The 19,915-nt window shown below is 41.3% G+C and carries 17 protein-coding genes; 10 read left to right on the top strand and 7 right to left on the bottom strand.

Annotation, left to right across the window (positions count from 1 at the left end; genetic code table 11):
* The first annotated feature begins 109 nt into the window (after nucleotides 1-109).
* From GBN19_RS02790 to sohB, 7 genes are all read left to right on the top strand, one after another.
* Nucleotides 110-1,483: a diaminobutyrate--2-oxoglutarate transaminase gene (locus GBN19_RS02790; protein WP_151777080.1), complete on the top strand. Its 1,374-nt coding sequence runs from the start codon at nucleotides 110-112 to the stop codon at nucleotides 1,481-1,483.
* Nucleotides 1,483-3,015, top strand: a complete 1,533-nt coding sequence (locus GBN19_RS02785) for a pyridoxal phosphate-dependent decarboxylase family protein (RefSeq protein ID WP_151777079.1) — start codon at nucleotides 1,483-1,485, stop codon at nucleotides 3,013-3,015. Before GBN19_RS02790 ends, GBN19_RS02785 begins: the two co-directional genes overlap by 1 nt.
* A gap of 455 nt (nucleotides 3,016-3,470) precedes the next feature.
* Entirely contained in the window at nucleotides 3,471-4,502 is a 1,032-nt protein-coding gene (locus GBN19_RS02780; protein ID WP_151777078.1) for a substrate-binding domain-containing protein, read from the top strand.
* 87 nt (nucleotides 4,503-4,589) lie between these two features.
* Nucleotides 4,590-5,969 (top strand): phosphate ABC transporter permease subunit PstC, encoded by a 1,380-nt coding sequence (gene pstC, locus GBN19_RS02775; RefSeq protein ID WP_151777077.1) that lies wholly within the window; start codon nucleotides 4,590-4,592, stop codon nucleotides 5,967-5,969.
* On the top strand, nucleotides 5,966-7,357 hold the full coding sequence (pstA, locus tag GBN19_RS02770; protein WP_151710515.1) for a phosphate ABC transporter permease PstA: 1,392 nt from the start codon (nucleotides 5,966-5,968) through the stop codon (nucleotides 7,355-7,357). The genes pstC and pstA overlap by 4 nt, the downstream gene beginning before the upstream one ends.
* Nucleotides 7,358-7,370: 13 nt before the next feature.
* Nucleotides 7,371-8,282, top strand: coding sequence for a phosphate ABC transporter ATP-binding protein PstB (gene pstB / locus GBN19_RS02765; protein WP_151777076.1), 912 nt, complete (start codon nucleotides 7,371-7,373; stop codon nucleotides 8,280-8,282).
* Nucleotides 8,283-8,433: 151 nt separating this feature from the next.
* Nucleotides 8,434-9,396, top strand: coding sequence for a protease SohB (gene sohB, locus GBN19_RS02760; RefSeq protein WP_151777075.1), 963 nt, complete (start codon nucleotides 8,434-8,436; stop codon nucleotides 9,394-9,396).
* Between the two features lie 63 nt (nucleotides 9,397-9,459).
* Here the strand turns inward: sohB and GBN19_RS02755 are convergent, their stop codons facing one another.
* Nucleotides 9,460-10,074, bottom strand: a complete 615-nt coding sequence (locus tag GBN19_RS02755) for an alpha/beta fold hydrolase (RefSeq protein WP_151777074.1) — start codon at nucleotides 10,072-10,074, stop codon at nucleotides 9,460-9,462.
* Between the two features lie 98 nt (nucleotides 10,075-10,172).
* On the bottom strand, nucleotides 10,173-11,438 hold the full coding sequence (locus tag GBN19_RS02750) for a L,D-transpeptidase family protein (RefSeq protein WP_151777073.1): 1,266 nt from the start codon (nucleotides 11,436-11,438) through the stop codon (nucleotides 10,173-10,175).
* 186 nt (nucleotides 11,439-11,624) lie between these two features.
* Between GBN19_RS02750 and hemE the strand changes: the two genes are divergently transcribed.
* Both hemE and GBN19_RS02740 read left to right on the top strand, forming a co-directional pair.
* Nucleotides 11,625-12,698 (top strand): uroporphyrinogen decarboxylase, encoded by a 1,074-nt coding sequence (hemE, locus tag GBN19_RS02745; RefSeq protein ID WP_151777072.1) that lies wholly within the window; start codon nucleotides 11,625-11,627, stop codon nucleotides 12,696-12,698.
* Between the two features lie 51 nt (nucleotides 12,699-12,749).
* A complete protein-coding gene (locus GBN19_RS02740) occupies nucleotides 12,750-13,541 on the top strand; it encodes a DUF817 family protein (protein WP_171494422.1) in 792 nt (263 codons plus the stop codon).
* Nucleotides 13,542-13,565: 24 nt separating this feature from the next.
* Here the strand turns inward: GBN19_RS02740 and folE are convergent, their stop codons facing one another.
* The 5 genes from folE to GBN19_RS02715 form a co-directional block, all read right to left on the bottom strand.
* Nucleotides 13,566-14,114, bottom strand: coding sequence for a GTP cyclohydrolase I FolE (gene folE / locus GBN19_RS02735; protein ID WP_171494421.1), 549 nt, complete (start codon nucleotides 14,112-14,114; stop codon nucleotides 13,566-13,568).
* Nucleotides 14,115-14,205: 91 nt separating this feature from the next.
* Nucleotides 14,206-14,892 (bottom strand): Smr/MutS family protein, encoded by a 687-nt coding sequence (locus GBN19_RS02730; protein WP_151777069.1) that lies wholly within the window; start codon nucleotides 14,890-14,892, stop codon nucleotides 14,206-14,208.
* A 211-nt stretch (nucleotides 14,893-15,103) separates the two neighbouring features.
* On the bottom strand, nucleotides 15,104-15,910 hold the full coding sequence (gene trpC, locus GBN19_RS02725) for an indole-3-glycerol phosphate synthase TrpC (RefSeq protein WP_151777068.1): 807 nt from the start codon (nucleotides 15,908-15,910) through the stop codon (nucleotides 15,104-15,106).
* A 9-nt stretch (nucleotides 15,911-15,919) separates the two neighbouring features.
* Nucleotides 15,920-16,969 carry an anthranilate phosphoribosyltransferase gene (gene trpD, locus GBN19_RS02720; RefSeq protein WP_151777067.1) on the bottom strand — a complete coding sequence of 350 codons (1,050 nt, stop codon included), beginning with the start codon at nucleotides 16,967-16,969 and terminating at the stop codon, nucleotides 15,920-15,922.
* A gap of 8 nt (nucleotides 16,970-16,977) precedes the next feature.
* On the bottom strand, nucleotides 16,978-17,562 hold the full coding sequence (locus GBN19_RS02715; RefSeq protein WP_151777066.1) for an anthranilate synthase component II: 585 nt from the start codon (nucleotides 17,560-17,562) through the stop codon (nucleotides 16,978-16,980).
* A gap of 776 nt (nucleotides 17,563-18,338) precedes the next feature.
* On the opposite strand from GBN19_RS02715, the gene glnA reads away from it, so the two are divergent.
* The gene (gene glnA, locus GBN19_RS02710; protein ID WP_151710504.1) at nucleotides 18,339-19,748 is read left to right on the top strand and encodes a type I glutamate--ammonia ligase; all 1,410 of its coding nucleotides are present in this window, start codon (nucleotides 18,339-18,341) and stop codon (nucleotides 19,746-19,748) included.
* The last annotated feature ends 167 nt before the right edge of the window (nucleotides 19,749-19,915 follow it).

The raw sequence follows: 19,915 nt of genomic DNA, 5'->3' as shown, positions 1-19,915 counted from the left end.
GTTAAAAGATATAAATTTTGTCTAACTAGAACTCTACAAGCACCGAGTCAAAGGACCACAAGTCACCAGACTTATTTCTTTCAACCCATATCAGAGATGGTAATTCGATATGAGCGTTACTTCTGTAAATCCTGCCACCAATTCTACTAACGAATATTATTTGACTCGCCAAAGTCAGATGGAATCGAATGTTCGTAGTTATCCACGTAAATTACCGTTAGCGATAGCGAAAGCACAAGGTTGTTGGGTTACTGATGTTGAAGGTACTGAGTACCTTGATTGTTTAGCTGGTGCAGGGACATTGGCATTAGGTCATAACCACCCTGCGGTTGTTCAAAGTATTCAGGACACACTGACAAGTGGTATTCCTTTACATACCTTGGATTTAACCACTCCTTTAAAAGATGCATTTACCGAAGCTTTATTGGCGTATTTGCCAGGCGGTAAAGAAGAATATTGTTTACAGTTCTGTGGTCCATCTGGTGCAGATGCAACAGAAGCAGCAATTAAACTTGCAAAAACATATACTGGCCGTTCAACAGTGATCAGCTTCTCTGGTGGCTATCATGGTATGACACACGGTTCATTGGCGATGACAGGCAACTTGAGTGCAAAAAATGCAGTCAATAACTTAATGCCTGGCGTGCAATTTATGCCATACCCACACGAATACCGTTGCCCACTTGGTCTTGGTGGTGAAGCGGGTGTTGATGCATTAACTTACTACTTTGAACAATTCATCGAAGATGTGGAAAGTGGTGTAACTAAGCCAGCAGCTGTGATTCTTGAAGCTATTCAAGGTGAAGGTGGTGTGGTTGTTGCGCCTACCAAATGGTTACGTAAAATCCGTGAAGTGACTGAAAAGCACAACATCGTTTTAATCTTGGACGAAGTTCAAGCTGGTTTCGCACGTTCAGGTAAAATGTTTGCCTTCGAATACGCAGGAATCGAGCCTGATGTTGTTGTTATGTCAAAAGCGGTTGGCGGTGGTTTACCACTTGCTGTATTAGGTATTAAACGTAAATTTGATGCTTGGCAACCAGCGGGTCACACGGGTACGTTCCGTGGTAACCAATTGGCAATGGGTACAGGTTTAGTGGTATTAAAAACCATTACTGAACAAAAACTTGCTCAAAATGCCCAAGAACGCGGTGATTTCTTACAAGCTGAAATTAAACAATTGGCGCAAGAATTCCCATGTATCGGTAACGTACGTGGTCGTGGTTTGATGGTGGGTATTGAAATTGTAGATGAGCGCAAAGCAGCTGATCACATGGGTTCTTTACCAGCAGATGCACAACTTGCAGCAGCAATTCAGACAGCATGCTTTAACAACAAATTGTTGTTAGAAAAAGGTGGTCGTAACGGTACAGTCATTCGTTTACTTTGCCCATTGATCATCACTCAAGAAGAGTGTGTAGAAGTTGTTGCACGCTTCAAGAAAGCAGTTGCTGAGGCGCTTGTTGCCGTTCGAGGTGCTTAATGGTTGATTTTGCGCAACATCGTAAAGCTCTACTTTGTAATGATGCACAATCTATTGCTGACTATGAGTCAGCAATGGGTGAAGCTGTAAAAGCAGTTTCAGCATGGTTACAAAATGATAAAATGTACACAGGCGGCAGCATCAAAGATTTGCGTGCAGCGATTTCTTTCAAGCCATCAAAAGATGGTTTGGGTGTACAAGACTCATTGCAACGTATGGTTGAACTTTTTCTCAATAAAAGCTTAAAAGTCCATCATCCACATTCTTTAGCACATTTACACTGCCCGACTATGGTGATGAGCCAAATCGCGGAAGTGTTAATCAATGCAACCAACCAATCAATGGACTCTTGGGATCAAAGCCCAGCGGGTTCATTGATGGAAGTTCAGTTGATTGACTGGCTTCGTCAAAAAGTCGGTTATGGCTCAGGTCAGGCAGGGGTATTCACCTCTGGTGGTACGCAATCGAACCTTATGGGTGTATTGCTTGCACGTGACTGGTGTATTGCTAAAAACTGGAAAAATGAAGACGGTCAGGAATGGTCTGTTCAGCGTGATGGCGTACCAGCCGACGCGTTGAAAAAAGTCAAAGTCATTTGTTCTGAAAATGCACACTTCTCTGTGCAAAAGAACATGGCAATGATGGGCATGGGCTTCCAGTCAGTTGTGACTGTTCCTGTGAATGAAAATGCACAGATGGATGTTGATGCGCTTGAAAAAACCATGGCGCATTTACAAGCTGAAGGCAAAATCGTGGCTTGTGTGGTTGCAACAGCAGGTACAACCGATGCTGGTGCAATTGATCCACTCAAGAAAATCCGTGAACTGACCACTCAGTATGGCGCATGGATGCATATCGATGCAGCTTGGGGTGGCGCACTAATTCTTTCTAATGACTATCGTTCAATGCTGGACGGTATTGAATTGTCAGACTCAGTGACACTGGATTTCCATAAGCACTATTTCCAAAGCATTAGCTGTGGCGCGTTCTTGTTGAAAGATGAAGCCAACTATCGCTTTATGCATTATGAAGCAGAATACCTAAACTCTGCTTATGATGAAGAACATGGTGTACCCAACCTTGTGTCTAAATCATTACAAACGACTCGTCGTTTTGATGCATTGAAATTGTGGATGACAGTTGAAGCATTGGGTGAAGAACTTTACGGTTCAATGATCGATCACGGTGTTAAATTGACACGTGAAGTTGCTGACTATATTCAAGCAACGGCAGGTCTAGAATTGTTGGTTGAGCCACAATTTGCGTCTGTGTTGTTCCGTGTTGTGCCTGAAGGTTATTCTGCTGAATTCTTGGATAGCTTGAACCAGAATGTGGCAGATGAATTGTTTGCACGTGGTGAGGCAAATATTGGTGTAACGAAAGTGGGTGATGTTCAATCATTGAAAATGACCACTTTAAGCCCAGTAGCAACACTAGAAAACGTTCAGAACTTACTTGCATTGGTCTTGGCTGAAGCAGATCGTATTAAAGATGCGATTGCAGCAGGAACTTATGTTCCAGCGATTGACTAAGTCTAGATAGCATTCTTAAAGGCTGAATATTGAACCGAGCTAAGTCATTAGCTCGGTTTTTAACTTTTTGTGTCTTGAAAGCCATTTAAGTGGCTGAGATTAACTTGTTAGACCAGTGATACATTCGATACACAATAGTCATAAATACTGAACAGATTTGCTATAAATTCACCAATTATTGGTTTAAAAATAATCATAAAAGCACTCAAATTGGATTTAAATAAGCCAACTTTAGAACCTTTTGTGACATATTTAAAAAAATACTGAATAAGAAAATAAATTTTAAATTGCATAATATTTTGATTTATATAAATTTTATTTTAATTGTATAAATATCATTAAAGCGTAATAAAGCTGTAATCGAAGTGTCACATAAAAAAATCAAAATGCATCTATCAAATACGGACTCGTGCAAGAAAAACAGCGGCTTTCTTGACATAAATTGAGAGATGAAAATGAATTTTAGCAAAAAATACCTTGCCTTGGCATTTGCTTTTTCTGGGGTAACTTTGGCAACAGGTGCACATGCTGCACGTGATACCATTCAAATTGCAGGTTCTTCTACAGTACTTCCTTATGCAAGTATTGTTGCTGAAGATTTTGGGCACACTTTTCCACAGTTTAAAGCACCTGTTGTAGGTTCTGGTGGTTCATCTGCTGGTTTAAAACAGTTCTGTCAAGGTGTAGGCGATAACACAATCGATATCGCAAATGCATCACGTAAAATTAAAGATACAGAAATTGCAGCATGTAAAAAAGCTGGTGTAAACAAAATCCAAGAAATCAAAATTGGTTATGACGGTATTGTTTTTGCATCAAACAGCTCAAAGCCAGCATATAAATTAAAGCCTTATCATGTGTTTGCAGCACTGGCTGAAAAACTTCCTTCAAATGGTAAGCTTGTTCCAAACCCATATACACGCTGGAATCAAATTGATCCAACTTTACCAAATGAACCGATTACTTTAGTTATTCCTGCATCTAACCACGGTACACGCGAAGTGTTCCAAGAAAAAATGGTTGAAGCTGGCTGTGAAACTTATGACTACTTCAAAAAGTTAGATAAAGATGCTCAGAAAAAAGCATGTTCAACTTTCCGTAAAGATGGTCGTGTGATTGAAATTGCAGGTGACTACACAGAAACATTGGCACGCTTAAAAACTTCTCCAAGTGCAGTGGGTGTATTTGGTCTAGGTTTCTATGATCAAAACCGTGACAAACTTCGTGTTGCAACAGTAAACAATGTTGTACCAAGCGAAAAAACCATCTTGAGTGGTAAATATCCTGTATCTCGCCCATTGTTCTTCTATGTAAAAGGTGAGCATGTCAAAGTGATTAAAGGTTTACCACAATACACTGAATTCTTCTTGAACAAGCGTGTTTCAGGTAAAGGCTCAAAACTTGAACGTGCGGGTCTGATCGCAATGTCTGATGCAGAACGTGCAAAAGTATTGGCAGATTTCAAAGCAGGTAAAACTGTTAAGTAATTGGTTGTGCTCAAAAAGAGGTCAGTCTGAGGTTCTTGGACTGACCCTTGGGCGTTTTAATTAAAATGGAAACCGAGCGGAGATAAGATGAATCTGCTTCTTTTGGGTGTACTGCTGGCTTTTGTTGCAGTTGCATACCAGTTAGGCTTGAAAAAAAGCCGTCAACTGGCAGGGAAAGGCAATAGCTCAGTCAGTTTGCATTCTCGTCCGGGATATTATGGCGCACTTGTCGCGATTTGGTGTGGTATTCCTGCATTTATCATTCTTATATTGTGGAATGCTTTGGAACCTGTCCTGTTACATCAGGCGGTTTTCAACCAAGTTCCAAGTTCGATCTTGTCTGGTCTTGATGAAGCGAGCAGAACCGTCTTGCTCGATCGTGTACAAGCCATCGCTTCAGGATTTGGTGTGACCGATCAGCCACAAGCGTATGAGTTGAAAGCGGCAGAACAATATGCACAGATGGCAAAAATTGGTGATTATGCCAAGTTTGCTGTTGTGATCTGTGTTGCAATGGCAGGTCTTATCTTCGCACAAAAAAGAATTAATCAAAAATACCGTGCCCGTAATGGTGTTGAGAAAGTTATTCGTATTGGCTTGGCACTCTGTTCAGGTGTTGCAATTTTGACAACCATCGGCATTGTGATGTCAATGCTTAGCGAAGCTTTGCATTTCTTCCACTTTGTCAGTCCTGCAGCATTTTTCTTTGGAACAGAATGGAACCCAGGATTTAGTACCACAGGTAATGCAGAAGGCAGTTATGGTTTATTACCATTGTTGTGGGGCACACTCATGGTCAGTGCCATTGCCTTATTGGTTGCCATTCCTGTTGGTTTAATGATTGCGATTTATTTAGCTGAATACGCTTCACCACGTTTGCGAGCATGGGCAAAACCAACCATTGAGATTTTGGCGGGTATTCCAACGATTGTCTATGGTGTATTTGCCATGATGGTGGTTGGGCCATTTTTCAAATATTTGGGTGATCAAGTTGGCGTTGAAATTAATGCGACCAGTGCACTCACCGCGGGCTTTGTGATGGGGGTGATGATTATTCCATTTGTCTCATCTTTGTCAGATGACATTATTACCCAAGTTCCACGTGCTTTACGTGATGGTTCGTTGGGTTTAGGTGCAACCAAATCTGAAACCATACGACAAGTGGTTCTTCCAGCTGCATTGCCAGGGATTACAGGTGCATTCTTATTGGCAGTTTCTCGTGCTGTTGGGGAAACTATGATTGTGGTATTGGCAGCAGGAAATAGTCCATTGTTACATGTTAACCCACTTGAAGCGGTATCGACGGTAACCGTTACGATTGTGAAGCAATTAACAGGCGATACTGACTTTGCAAGTCCACAAGCATTGGTTGCCTTTGCATTGGGTCTCACCCTGTTTGTAATCACCCTCGGTCTTAATGTTGTTGCGCTCTACATTGTGCGTAAATATCGTGAGCAATACGAATGAGTATGACAAATACCTCAACGCAGCAGCCAGTATTTGAGCCAAATACTGCGGCTGAATTGCGTGAAAAACGTAAAAGAACTATTACCCAGTCTTTGGCAAAGCGCCATCGCAAAGAAAAAACCTTCCGCTTTTTTGGGTTATTTGCGGTTGTTACGGGTCTATGCTTCGTTGCGATATTATTTGGCAGTATTTTGTATAAAGGTGTGCCTGCATTTTGGCAAACCAGTTTGACAGTACCTGTTTATTTTGACCCGAAAATCATTGATGCAGGGCCAAAGCCTATCCAAACTGCCAATGAATCACCTGCTCAATATCAAGAGCGTTATGTCGATTGGCAAACCAAAATGGGTATGGTGGACTGGGATAGTCTGATTGTGAAGGGTATGATCGCCAAAGACCCAAGCCTTGCTGGTCAAGAAGATGATCTACGCAGTATCTACACCAGTTCAGAAGCTTTCCGTGTACGTGACATGGTATTTAAAGATACCAGTCTGATTGGTCAGAAGCTTGATCTTAAATTCCTTGCCGATGCTAATATTGATGTTTGGTTAACAGGTAAAATTGATCGCAGTTTACCTGATGATCAGCAGCAGTTAAGCCCAGAAGTGCGTAAGCTTGCTGATCGTATGGAGAAACAAGGCTTACTTGAGCATACGTTTAACTTCAAGATCTTTACCAATACAGACTCACGTAGTTCACCAGCAAGCAGCGGTTTGGCAGGCGCATTTATGGGTTCATTGTTCATGATGCTAATCGTGATCTTTATCTCGATCCCAGTTGGTGTGGCAAGTGCAATTTATCTTGAAGAATTTTCTAAGAAAAATATTATCACTGACATTATTGAAGTAAACATCAACAACTTGGCAGCAGTTCCTTCGATCGTCTTTGGTTTATTGGGTGCTGCGATTTTTGTGGGTTGGATGCATTTACCTTTGTCAGCACCTTTTGTTGGTGGTTTGGTCTTGAGTCTAATGACCTTGCCAACAGTCATTATTACAACACGCGCATCGTTAAAAGCGGTGCCACCATCGATTCGTCAAGCCGCACAGGGCTTAGGCGCATCAAATGTACAAACCGTTTTTCACCATGTTTTGCCATTGGCATTACCCGGGATTATGACGGGTTCAATTATTGGTGTTGCTCACGCATTGGGTGAAACTGCACCATTACTTTTGATCGGAATGAGCGCCTTTGTTGCAAACATTCCACATACTCCATTAGACCAAGCAACTGCATTACCTGTGCAAGTTTATTTATGGCAGGGTAATGAATTGCGTAACTTCTTTGAAGGGCGTACCGCAGCAGCCATTATTGTGTTGTTAGGCTTGATGATCGGCTTAAACAGTTTGGCAATTTGGTTACGTAAGAAATTTGAAGTACGCTGGTAATTGAGGCAAAAAAATGAATACAGCAAATACAAGTCCATTCCAAGCGCAGGATACACAGGTGGTTCCAGAATCTCATACTTCACATGAAGGTACAGCTCATCGTCCAATCAATATTCATGTTGGACAGTTTGATCAACAACCTGAGAATGCAAAGAAAAAAGCAGCACAGCAAGTCAAAATCAGCACTGAAAATGTTCATGTTTATTATGGTGAAACCGAGGCCATTAAAGGGATTGACCTGAACATTTACCAAAATGAAGTGATTGCTTTTATTGGGCCATCGGGTTGTGGTAAGTCTACCTTCTTGCGTACTTTAAACCGTATGAATGACACCATTGACAGTTGTCGTGTCACGGGGAAAGTGACTCTGGATCAGCAAGATATTTATGATCCAAATCTTGATGTGGTCTTGCTGCGAGCGCAAGTTGGTATGGTTTTCCAAAAACCAAACCCATTTCCAAAATCAATTTTTGATAACGTGGCATACGGTCCAAAATTACATGGTTTGGCGCGTGATAAGTATGATTTAGAGGAAATTGTTGAAAATAGCTTGCGTAAAGCGGGTTTATGGGATGAAGTGAAAGACCGTTTAACACAATCAGGTACGGGTTTGTCAGGTGGTCAGCAACAACGTCTTTGTATTGCACGTACCATTGCCGTGAGTCCTGAAGTGATCTTGATGGATGAGCCTTGTTCGGCACTTGATCCGATTGCAACAGCAAAAATTGAAGAATTAATTTCAGAATTATCTGATCAATATACCATTGCGATTGTGACTCACTCGATGCAACAAGCTGCGCGTGTTTCAGATCGTACAGCATATTTCCATTTGGGTGATTTGATTGAAGTCAACTCAACTGAGAAAGTTTTCACACAACCTGATCATCAACTTACAGAAGCTTATATTACAGGTCGTTTTGGTTAATGCTGGTCTAAACGACTTTATAGATTGTGATTAAATCCCTATGCGCAGGCATGGGGATTTTTATTGAATTGTAGTCATGATCATTTGGCTATTGATTTTTAATGCGCTAACCCTCATCTTGAGCTTATAACTTTATGTATTAGGCGAAGATATGTTATTTCAATTGCCCAAAATTCCTGCTGAAATGCACGTGACCCATTTAAACGCACGTGTGAATGAACAAAGAAAGAAAATTATTCAAAGTACCACATCAAAAATTGAATTTTTGAAATTTAACAAGCAGTTAGCGAAAGAAGCAAAACAACGTAAGAAAAACAATAAAAAAGTTTATGTGATTGACTTTAAAGGTGATGTTCAAGCATCTGCGGTCAGTGCATTACGTGAAGAAATTACCCTGATTTTGTCAACTGCAAAAGCAGGGCAGGATCGTATTCTGATTCGTTTAGAAAGCTCAGGCGGTATGGTGCATGGTTATGGCTTGGCGGCTGCACAGCTTGTCCGTCTACGTGAAGCAGGTTTTCATGTCACGATTGTGGTTGATAAAGTGGCTGCAAGTGGCGGTTATATGATGGCGTGTATTGCCAACGAAATTATTGCAGCGCCATTTGCCATTGTTGGGTCAATTGGTGTTGTTGCGCAGGTGCCAAACTTTAATCGTTTACTGCGCGAACATCATGTCGATTTTGAACTTTATACCGCAGGGCAGTACAAACGTACAGTCACCATGTTTGGAGAAAATACACCAGAGGGTAAAGATAAGTTTGAGCAGGAATTGCAACAAACCCATACTTTATTTAAGCACTTTGTTGAAAAATACCGTCCAAAACTCAATGTTGAAAAAGTGGCAACAGGTGAACACTGGTATGGTCAGGACGCTTTAGAACTGAACTTGGTTGATGCCTTACAAACATCAGATGAAGTCATTTTAAAATTACTTCCAGATCATGATGTTTATTTGATTCATACTCGCCGTAAGCCAACTTTAGGTGAAAAGTTAGGTTTGCAGGCAGCACAGGTTGCTGATCAGTTTATGCCTGTAGTGTTGAATAAATTTACTGAGATGTTGACGAAAGCCAACCAATCATTGGTCCAGTTACGCGACCCTAAACTTTAATTAAATTCAGTTTTTTAATCAAAAAGCCTGTCTAAGAATGACAGGCTTTTTTGATTTTGGTCGCTATTGTTCATGTCGTGCAAGGAATGTTCGGATTAGATGACTGACCTCATCCGCATGTGTTTTTGCAAAATGATGTTGACCTTGAGCAATAATATAGAGTTCGACTTGGGTTAATTGTTGCTGTAAATATTCACCGACAGCAATAGGACTAATTGGGTCGATCTCTCCCCAAAGTAATAAGCTTGGGCACTGAATGTGCTGTAATTGATCTTCATAACGGGTTTGAGTGGTGATAAACCAATCAGGATGAGTTAAATACTCTTCTTTATACATTTGCCGCCAGTCTGCAACATGAAAGTGATCAAGGTTTATGCCGCCAGATGTCGCAGCCAGTACCAATCCTTGTACCAATTCGGGTTTGGCTAATGCTGCGGCAACAGCAAAAACGCCACCCATAGATTGTGCAACGAGATAACAAGGCTGTTGAATTTGACTGATGACGTAATCCGTCAACTGCTCAAAATTATTGAGATTGTGAATGCTTGGCGTACGCCCAAAACCAGGGTAGCCAATCACATGACTTTGATAGGTGTCCGCAAGTGCTTGTTGGACAGGGTGCCAAAATTGGGTACTTCCTGACGCACCTGGCAGGAAAAAGATCTGCTTCATATCCATGACTATTCTTTTTATATCGTTAAGCTTTTACACTTTAAAGCGAAAAGCATAAAAAATAAGCCCAGAAATTCTGAGCTTATTGGAATACTGAAGTTTAATTATTCAAGAAATTTAACGGTAACACCAGCTTTTACTTTACTTGCTAAATCATTGGCATCCCAGTTGGTTAGACGAATACAACCATGAGATGCTGTTTTAGAGATTAAAGATGGGTTTGGCGTACCATGAATACCAAATGAACGCTTGCTTAAACCAATCCATACATTCCCTACAGGACCATTAGGGCCTGGTGGTAGCATTAAAGGTTTTAAGTTTTTACCCTGAACAAAGTTACTCGGCGAGTAGCTGTAGTAAGGGTTCTTGGTTGCGCCCACAACTTTATAAGTTCCTGTTGGCGATGGTGTGTCTGTACTGCCAATTGTTGCAGGGAATGAGCCAATCATTTGATTGCGGTCATTAAATAGGTACAGTTGTTTTGCGCCCTTATGTGCCACGATCAAGTGAATATCTTCAGGGAGATTATTGCGAATGTTGGTCACAATAATTTTTTCCCCAACTTTGTTGAACGTTGCCTTAGGATTGAGCTGTTTGAGGAATGCTTCATCCATATGGAATTTTTCACCAAGCATTTCTGTTACGCGGGTATAATACAAACCTGGCATTTTTGCTTGTAGCGCATAATCAGAAGGGATGCTTTTCGCATAAGGTCCTTTTAGATCAGCTTCGGTCAACGTGTATTCAATAAAAGCAGGCTTATTTTGAGTCGCAACAAGTGCATTCCAAGTGGCTTGATCTAGCTCACCTGTTGTGGGTAGACCTTGCATTTGTTGGAATGAAGCCAATGCTTTTAATGTATTTTTACCGCTGCTGCCATCAATTGCGCCTGGCGAAGCATGGTTGTTATTGAGCATCACCTGTGCACGTGCATAGACAGGGAATTGACCCTTAGCAATATCTGCATACCACTGAATATTATTTAAATTATCTAACGTCCATGCATTACGTGCAGCATTATTTTTTGTTGGTGCTGCCGTTTTCTCAGAACCCTGATCAATGGTTTTAACGGTCTTAGTGACTTGGTTAAGATTTTTTTGTTCTTGCTGAGAGATTTGTACTTCAGATGCAGCCGTAGTTGAGCTGACATCGGATGCTGCTGTACTGACAACATTCGATGCTGTATGCTCATCACCCATGACTTCTGATGCGGCTTTAGTATCTAGCGCAAGTGGATTGATCGGATCTTGAATGGTCGCCGCTGAAGCGACTTTTTTAGGAGTTAATGGTTGCTCTGCATTAGAAGCTGCAAAAGCAGTATTTAGCATGAGATAGCTTAAACTCATAGCGAGCAATGAGCGAACGAACATCTAATTCAACCTTAAGAATTATGTATCTGTGATGAAAAAACGCAGTCAGTATTACAGAATTTGTAAACCCATGCATTAACTATTTCGTATTGATATTGCACCCATAAAAATAACCAACAGCTTGATTATTCAAAATACGGGCTTTTTGTTATGATAGGTAAATTTTTTCTAACTCATGGAAAGGACATGACGACTTTAAAAAATGATCGTTTCCTACGTGCTTTATTGCGTGAACCTGTCGATACCACCCCTGTCTGGATGATGCGTCAAGCAGGTCGATATTTACCAGAATATCGTGCAACACGTGCCCAAGCGGGTGATTTCCTTTCTTTATGTAAAAATACTGATTTTGCATGTGAAGTGACACTGCAACCTTTGCGTCGTTATGATTTGGACGCTGCAATTTTATTTTCAGATATTTTAACTGTGCCAGATGCTTTGGGTTTAGGTCTGTATTTTGAAGCAGGCGAAGGGCCAAAATTTCATAGAACAGTTCGAACAGAACAAGATATTGCTCAGTTACCTAAATTGAATGCCAAAACTGATTTGGCCTATGTGATGAATGCCGTTTCAACCATTCGTTCGGCATTGGCGGGGCAAGTTCCACTGATCGGTTTTTCAGGCAGCCCTTGGACACTGGCAACTTATATGGTTGAAGGTGGTTCAAGCAAAGACTTTCGTTTTACCAAACAGATGATGTACGCACAGCCTGAGTTACTCCATGCATTGCTTGATCATTTGGCTGACTCTGTGATTGATTATCTTAATGCGCAAATTGATGCAGGTGCACAGGCGATTCAGATTTTTGATAGTTGGGGTGGCTCGTTAGCACATCGTGAATATCAGGAATTTTCTTTGCAGTATATGCAAAAAATTATTGCAGGTTTACAGCGCGAAAAAGACGGTCAGCGTATTCCTGTCATTCTATTTACCAAGGGTGGTGGGCAGTGGTTAGTACCAATGCTGAGTACAGGTGCGGATGCGTTAGGACTAGACTGGACAACATCATTACAGACTGCACGTGAAATGGTGCAGGGTAAAGTTGCATTACAAGGTAATCTAGATCCTGCAACTTTATATGGCTCAGCAGACACGATTCAAAAAGCTGTTCATGCCATGCTTGATGATGCTTATGCAAATGGTGAAAAAACAGGATATATCGCAAACCTTGGACACGGTATCACTCAATGGGTTGATCCAGATCATGCCAAAGTTTTTGTCGATACTGTTCATGAATATAGTGCCAAGTATCTAGGCTAAATTTGCGTGAACTTTGCCGTTCGATTTATTTTTACTGTAGTGCAGCGTGCCATGTCCGCTGCACTTTTTGGTATTTTATTGCTGATTGTTTTTGCCTTGAGTTTTAAAATGGGGCATCAGTCTTATTGGGGCTTGTATCGTTACGATTATTTGTTTTTCTGTGCGATTCTGATCCAAGGTTTGATGCTGTATTTTCGTCTGGAGTCATGGCAGGAAGCGAAAGTCATTGCGCTATTTCATGTGATGGCGATGATTATGGAACTGGTACTGACTGCACCGAATATTGGTTCATGGCAGTATCCTGAACCTGCGATTCTCAAAATTTTGACTGTGCCTTTATTTGCAGGCTTTATGTATTCGGCAATTGGCAGTTTTTTTGCGCGTTCAATTCGTTTATTTCATCTCTCATTTGAAAAACTTCCCAGCTTGGTCAATATGCTGGCTTTGGCATTGTGTTCTTATATCAACTTTATCAGTAAGTTTTTTATTCCAGATATTCGCAGTATTTTATTTGTGTGGAGTGTGTTGATTTTCTGGAAGACCAAGGTGAATTTTCAGATTTTAAGTCACTCATGGCATTTGCCCATGCTGCCAGTCTTACTATTTTTAGCTTTTCTGATTTGGATTGCGGAAAATATTAGTACTTTTTATGACATTTGGGTTTATCCAAGTCAGATGGATGGTTGGCACATTGTCTGGTGGGGAAAAATTGGCTCGTGGTATTTATTGTTACTGCTCAGTTTGGTGCTGGTGCTGAAAATTTTGGGGCAACGTGACGCACAGGGCAACTGGCAGTTACACGAAGCATATGTTCAACATCGCAGACATAAAAAAGGCAAGTAAAAACTTGCCTTTGGTCGTTTAAGCTTAATAGCTCTCAGGCACAACGCGTAAAAACTCGCGGCGTACTTCTTCATCAGTTTTGAATTCACCAACAAAAGAGACCGTACGCGTTGTTGAGTTTTGTTTGCCAACGCCACGCATCATCATACACATATGTGCCGAATCAATCACCACGGCAACACCGCGTGCATGCGTTACGCTTGCAACGGCTTCCGCGATTTGCTGCGTTAAATTTTCCTGAATTTGCAAACGACGCGCAAACATTTCAGTAATGCGGGCAAATTTAGAAAGTCCCAAGACTTGTCCTTCAGGCAAATAGGCAATATGCACACGACCATAAAATGGTAATAAATGGTGTTCACATAGCGAATAAAATTCGATGTTTTTCACCAAAACCATTTCGCGATTTTCAGATGGGAAAACCGCGTTGTTTGTAACTTCTTCAAGCGTTTGGTTATAACCTGAAGTCAAATACGAAAAAGCGCGCGCCGCACGAACAGGCGTGTCTTTAAGACCCGGACGTTGAAGGTCTTCACCGACCGCAGTGAGAATTTTTTCGTAGGATTGCTGCATAGACATAACAGGTGTTCACTTACACTGGTTGAGCAAGGTCGGCATTTTAACAGAAAACTTGCCAAAGACCGACAATAATTATTAAAACAGCTTACTGTTTATACTTTGGATTTTTCTCTGTACGTTTCAGAAGCACCAAAACTGCACCTGTCCCACCTTGGTTTTCAGGCGCACTGACAAATGCCAGTACATCACGATGTTGACGTAACCAGCCATTCACATAAGTTTTTAAAATGGCTTCAGGGCCTTTGCCATGTACAATTTTAATCACATTTTGATTTTCATCTTTTGCTATTTGAATGACTTGTAAAACAGCAGCACGTGCTTGTTCAACAGTACAGCCATGCAGGTCTACCGCCTCGAACCAGCGTAAATTGCCTGCTTTTAAATCTTCAAACACCCGATGTTGTAAGGTTGCAATGCGATAACTCAAAGTTTGCTGGCTGCCGACGGGGTTCAGTACAGCTTGCGTATCAGAGAGTTCAGCTCCTTCAGTTTCTGCTGAACCTTCCGCCGCAACACGTTTTGCAAGCGTCTGAGCATCGAGTTTTTTACGTTTGGTTTGATTGAGATTGGCAATATTGGCGTGATCTAACTTTTGCACACCTTGGGTAGCTTTTTTAAATAAATCCCAGTCATTCTCAGGTTCTTCAGCTTTCGCTTTTTCTACAGCCTGTTGTTGTAACAGTTGAGTCGTCTGAGGATGAGTGATTTGTTTTTTAAACTGCTTGAGCAGTGATTGTTGCTCTTTAGACAGAGCAGAATCTTTATTACTCATGATAATAAACATAAAAAAGTGAAATTTGACTTAGTCAGTATAGTACGAAATTGCACAGGGTGAGAGATCAAAAGCTGAATGCTTATTTGTAATATAAATTTTGTTAAGTCGGCAAGGGATGGTTTTGAATTATTTTAATTCTGCTAAGCAATCAAAATAATACAAAAGCCGAATCTAGATGCATCTAAATTCGGCTTGCATCAAGATGCTTTTATAACTGTTCAGGTCTTCCAAATAGGGCTTGGAATGCCTGTGCAGGATCAGGTTGTTTCATAAAGCTTTCGCCAACAAGGAAGCTGTGAATGTCATGATCTTGCATGATTTTGACATCTTCGGTTGTTGCAATGCCGCTTTCTGTCACGAGTAATCGCTGTGGATCAAGTAATTTTTTCAAACGTAATGAAGTGTTTAAATCGACTTCAAAAGTTTTTAGATTGCGGTTATTGACGCCAAGTAAGCAGCGTTCATCGAGTTGTAATGCACGTTCAAGTTCAGCTTCATCATGCACTTCAACCAAAACATCGAGGTTGTGCTCGAATGCAGTTTGTGACATTTCCTGAAGTTGTTGATCGGACAAGCACGCCACAATCAGCAAAATACAGTCTGCATGCAAAGCACGTGCTTCAACCACGTTGTAAGGATCAATCAAGAAATCCTTACGTAGAGCAGGCAATGCACAATGTGTGCGTGCAATCTGAATATTTTCATCTGCACCTTGGAAAAAGTCGACATCGGTCAGGACAGACAAACAAGCTGCACCCGCACGCTCATATTGCTGTGCAATTTCAGCAGGATTGAAGTTGGCACGAATCACACCTTTAGATGGCGAGGCTTTTTTAATTTCAGCAATCACGCCTGGGCGTTTAGCACGCAATGCTTGTGCAAAACCACGTACAGGTGTGGCTTGCGCAGCCAGTTTTTCAAGGTCTTGCAGGCTGTAAGTTTTACGGCGTGCGGCAAGCTCCTCAACTTTACGGTCAACAATTTTACCTAAAATTGTGTTTGCGATATCTACCATCACCGTTCCTTATGCGCTTTCAATCTGTTTTAGGGTTTTTGTAAATTCGGCAAAAACACTCATTTTTTCAAGTGCCTGACCACCATCAATAATATCTTGGGCAAAGGCCACACCTTGTTTGTAGTCTTTCGTCAAGCCTGCAACATAAATCCCTGCACCTGCATTGAGTGCAATCATGTCTGCTGCTTTTTGCCCAATCTCTGATTTGTTGCGTCCGAGGGCATCTTTAATCAGTTTCAGGCTAGCATCTGGGCTATCAATAATCAGACCATGCAAACTTTGCGGGGTAATGTCGACCTCTTCAGGGGAAATCGTCCAAGTTCGAATTTCACCGTCTTTGAGTTCGGCAACCGTTGTGGGTGCAGCGAGGCTGATTTCATCCAAACCATCTTTAGAATGCACCACCATGACATGCTCTGCACCGAGCTGCTTCATGACTTCTGCCATTGGGTAACAAAGCTCGTCAGAGAACACGCCAATCACAAGACGTTTTACGCCCGCAGGATTGGTGAGTGGGCCAAGTAAATTAAAGATGGTACGAATACCCAATTCTTTACGTGGGCCAATTGCATGTTTCATGGCTTGATGATGATTTGGCGCAAACAAGAATCCAATACCCATTTCACGGATACAACGTTCGGTTTGGGCAATGTTCAGATCCAACCGAATTCCTGCCTGTTCGAGCAGGTCAGATGAACCCGATTTACTCGAAACACCACGGTTACCGTGCTTGGCAATGCTGGCACCTGCAGCCGCGATCACAAAGCTAGAGGCAGTTGAGACATTAAATAAGTTCTGACCATCACCGCCTGTGCCCACGATATCAACCAAATGAGGAATATCACGGGCATCAATTTTGATGGCTAACTCACGCATGACTTCGGCAGCAGCAGTAATTTCATCAATGCTTTCACCTTTGAGACGCAGCCCCATCAGTAAAGCACCAATTTGTGCGTCAGTGGCTTCACCTTGCATAATGCTACGCATCACATCTTGCATCTGACTTCGGGTGAGGTGAATGTTTTTTGTAATATGGCTTAGAGCTTGTTGAATATTCATGGCAACCGCTATTTATAAATATCGAGGAAATTTTGGAAAATTTGATGTCCGTGTTGGCTTAGGATCGATTCTGGGTGAAATTGCACACCTTCAACAGGCAATGTCTTATGTTTCACACCCATAATTTCTTCCATAGAACCATCAGGTTCATTGGTCCAACAGGTCACTTCGAGGCACTCAGGTAAGGTCGCTTGGTCAATCACAAGTGAGTGATAGCGTGTCGCTGTAAATGGTGATGGCAAGTCGCTGAAGATCCCTTTATCACTATGGTACATTTCGGATAAACGACCATGCATGACATGTTTGGCACGCACAATTTTTCCACCAAAGGCTTGTCCAATACTTTGATGCCCCAAGCACACGCCAAGCAACGGAATTTTGCCTGCAAAGTGCTGAATGGCAGGAATGGAAATGCCAGCTTCAGATGGAGAGCAAGGGCCAGGGCCAATCACCAGATACTTCGGTTGCCATCGTTCAATATCCTCTAATGAGACTTGATCATTGCGAACTACTTTTACTTCTTGATTTAATTCGCCAAAGTACTGGACGATGTTGTAAGTAAAGGAGTCGTAATTGTCTATCATTAGAAGCATGATATTTAACCTATTGAGATGCATGCACGTAAAATGTGCTTAGTCCAAAATTACTGATATAGAACATGAAAAACCCATATTTGTCTAAAAAATAAAGGCGGTTTTCTATAGCGAAAATCATCATAGCAAAAAATAACCGATTTTTGCTGAACTATTTCACGCTGAATTGTTGCATTCTCAATCAAGTACAAAGTCAAAGATAATAGAAATCCTGACTGTGTAGATATGCAGTCTTACAGTGCTACGAGCGTTGCTCGCAATTTTTATATTTCGGGAGAAAATGCTCAATGCACTAAGGCGATACAAATTGCTTTCATGAGTGACTTGATGTTGTTGTGGAACCTTTAAATTGCTCATTTAATATCAGTTTTTGATCTGCCAGTTTGTAAAAGATGAGCGGCTTTGACGAGTTGGGGTGTAACATTTGACATAAAATCTTCAAAAAACTGTAGTACTGTATAAAAAAATAGCAATTAATTTTCAGCAATCGGCTTGAGAATGCACTGCATTAAATCATAAATATATAAATGCACTTTTTTGGTTCATTTTGTGTGGTTTTTAATAGAATACTACCTAAAATGTTTGAATATGGTGCATTTCATTTTATGAACAGTATAATGATGAAAGGTGAATTGGCTAACCACTATTTAGAATATATACTTATCAATAGCTTAGCTAAGCATTATAAAGTTGGCACGGGAGTTGCTTAATTACGTCCAACTTCTAACACGCACCTCATACGTGCAATAAAAATACTTGATTGGAGCATAAAGAGCATGGCGAACAAGGTTCTTGAACTTATCAAAGAAAGTGGCGCTAAATGGGTCGATTTTCGCTTTACAGATACTAAAGGTAAAGAGCAACACGTAACTTACCCAGCTGACTCAATTGATGAAGACTCTTTTGAAGACGGTAAAATGTTTGATGGTTCTTCAATTGCAGGTTGGAAGGGCATTGAAGCGTCTGACATGATTTTGCGTCCAGATGCAGAAACAGGTTTTATCGACCCGTTCTTCGCTGAACCGACTGTTGTTGTGACTTGTGACGTTATTGAACCATCTACTGGTCAAGGTTATGAACGTGACCCACGTTCGATTGCTCGTCGTGCAGAAGAATACTTAAAATCTACAGGTATTGGTGATACAGCATTCTTTGGTCCAGAACCAGAATTCTTTGTATTTGACGAAGTGAAATGGGACATCGACATGTCTGGCGCTCGTCATACTTTGATCGCTGAAGAAGCAGCTTGGTCAACTGGTAAAGATTACGAATCTGGTAACTCTGGTCACCGTCCACGCGTTAAAGGTGGTTACTTCCCAGTTCCGCCTGTTGATTCTCATCAAGACATGCGTGCTGAGATGTGTAACAAAATCGAAGACATCATGGGGCCAGGTCGTGTAGAAGTACATCACCACGAAGTTGCATCTTGCCAGTTAGAAATTGGTGTAAGCTTCAATACAATGGTTCGTAAAGCTGACGAAGTACAACAGTTCAAATATGCGGTTTGGAACGTTGCACACCAATATGCCAAAACTGCAACCTTTATGCCTAAACCAATGGTAGGTGATAATGGTTCTGGTATGCACGTTCACATGTCAATCTCTAAAGATGGCAAGAACTTGTTCGCTGGTGATGAGTATGCTGGTTTGTCAGAAATGGCACTTTACTTCATCGGTGGTGTGATCAAGCATGCTCGTGCATTAAACGCGATTACTAACCCATCGACTAACTCATACAAACGTTTGGTTCCTCACTTTGAAGCACCAATCATGTTGGCTTACTCAGCACGTAACCGTTCAGCATCTATCCGTATTCCTTACGTTTCTAGCCCTAAAGGCAAACGTATCGAAGCGCGTTTCCCTGATCCAATGATGAACCCGTACTTAGGTTTTGCTGCATTGTTGATGGCTGGTCTTGATGGTATCCAAAACAAGATCCACCCAGGTGAAGCTGCTGACAAAAACTTGTATGATCTTCCTCCTGAAGAAGAAGCTAAAATCCCAACTGTTGCTCATAGCCTAGAAATGGCGCTTGAAGCACTTCAAGCGGATCATGAGTTCTTGTTGAAAGGTGGCGTGTTCACTAAAGAAATGTTGGATGCTTATATCGACCTTAAAATGGAAGATGTTCGCCGTCTAAATACAACAACTCACCCTGTTGAATTTGATATGTATTACAGCTTGTAATTTATTTGCTGTAACCATATTTAAAAAACTCGCCTTGTGCGTAATGCCAGTCAGTTAAGCTGATTGGCATTTTTTCTTTGGATATTTTGCAGGTTTTGCTTTAACTACTCTCGGACACAGCCTATGCCTTTTTTCAGGTAATACATACATTTTTGAACTTTCTAATA

It is taken from the genome of Acinetobacter brisouii (genome assembly GCF_008993995.1).
GTDB classification, from domain to species: domain Bacteria; phylum Pseudomonadota; class Gammaproteobacteria; order Pseudomonadales; family Moraxellaceae; genus Acinetobacter; species Acinetobacter brisouii_A.
The sequence above is the reverse complement of the archived record's forward strand: the minus strand, read 5'-3'. Positions and strand labels throughout refer to the sequence as shown.

Coding starts and splice junctions, on each gene's coding strand:
- pstA (WP_151710515.1), top strand. CDS start 5,966: ATGAGTATGACAAATACCTCAACGCAGCAGCCAGTATTTGAGCCAAAT.
- GBN19_RS02785 (WP_151777079.1), top strand. CDS start 1,483: ATGGTTGATTTTGCGCAACATCGTAAAGCTCTACTTTGTAATGATGCA.
- trpD (WP_151777067.1), bottom strand. CDS start 16,969: ATGAATATTCAACAAGCTCTAAGCCATATTACAAAAAACATTCACCTC.
- trpC (WP_151777068.1), bottom strand. CDS start 15,910: ATGGTAGATATCGCAAACACAATTTTAGGTAAAATTGTTGACCGTAAA.
- pstC (WP_151777077.1), top strand. CDS start 4,590: ATGAATCTGCTTCTTTTGGGTGTACTGCTGGCTTTTGTTGCAGTTGCA.
- GBN19_RS02790 (WP_151777080.1), top strand. CDS start 110: ATGAGCGTTACTTCTGTAAATCCTGCCACCAATTCTACTAACGAATAT.
- glnA (WP_151710504.1), top strand. CDS start 18,339: ATGGCGAACAAGGTTCTTGAACTTATCAAAGAAAGTGGCGCTAAATGG.
- GBN19_RS02730 (WP_151777069.1), bottom strand. CDS start 14,892: ATGAGTAATAAAGATTCTGCTCTGTCTAAAGAGCAACAATCACTGCTC.
- GBN19_RS02715 (WP_151777066.1), bottom strand. CDS start 17,562: ATGCTTCTAATGATAGACAATTACGACTCCTTTACTTACAACATCGTC.
- sohB (WP_151777075.1), top strand. CDS start 8,434: ATGTTATTTCAATTGCCCAAAATTCCTGCTGAAATGCACGTGACCCAT.
- hemE (WP_151777072.1), top strand. CDS start 11,625: ATGACGACTTTAAAAAATGATCGTTTCCTACGTGCTTTATTGCGTGAA.
- folE (WP_171494421.1), bottom strand. CDS start 14,114: ATGCAGCAATCCTACGAAAAAATTCTCACTGCGGTCGGTGAAGACCTT.
- GBN19_RS02750 (WP_151777073.1), bottom strand. CDS start 11,438: ATGTTCGTTCGCTCATTGCTCGCTATGAGTTTAAGCTATCTCATGCTA.
- GBN19_RS02755 (WP_151777074.1), bottom strand. CDS start 10,074: ATGGATATGAAGCAGATCTTTTTCCTGCCAGGTGCGTCAGGAAGTACC.
- GBN19_RS02740 (WP_171494422.1), top strand. CDS start 12,750: ATGTCCGCTGCACTTTTTGGTATTTTATTGCTGATTGTTTTTGCCTTG.
- pstB (WP_151777076.1), top strand. CDS start 7,371: ATGAATACAGCAAATACAAGTCCATTCCAAGCGCAGGATACACAGGTG.
- GBN19_RS02780 (WP_151777078.1), top strand. CDS start 3,471: ATGAATTTTAGCAAAAAATACCTTGCCTTGGCATTTGCTTTTTCTGGG.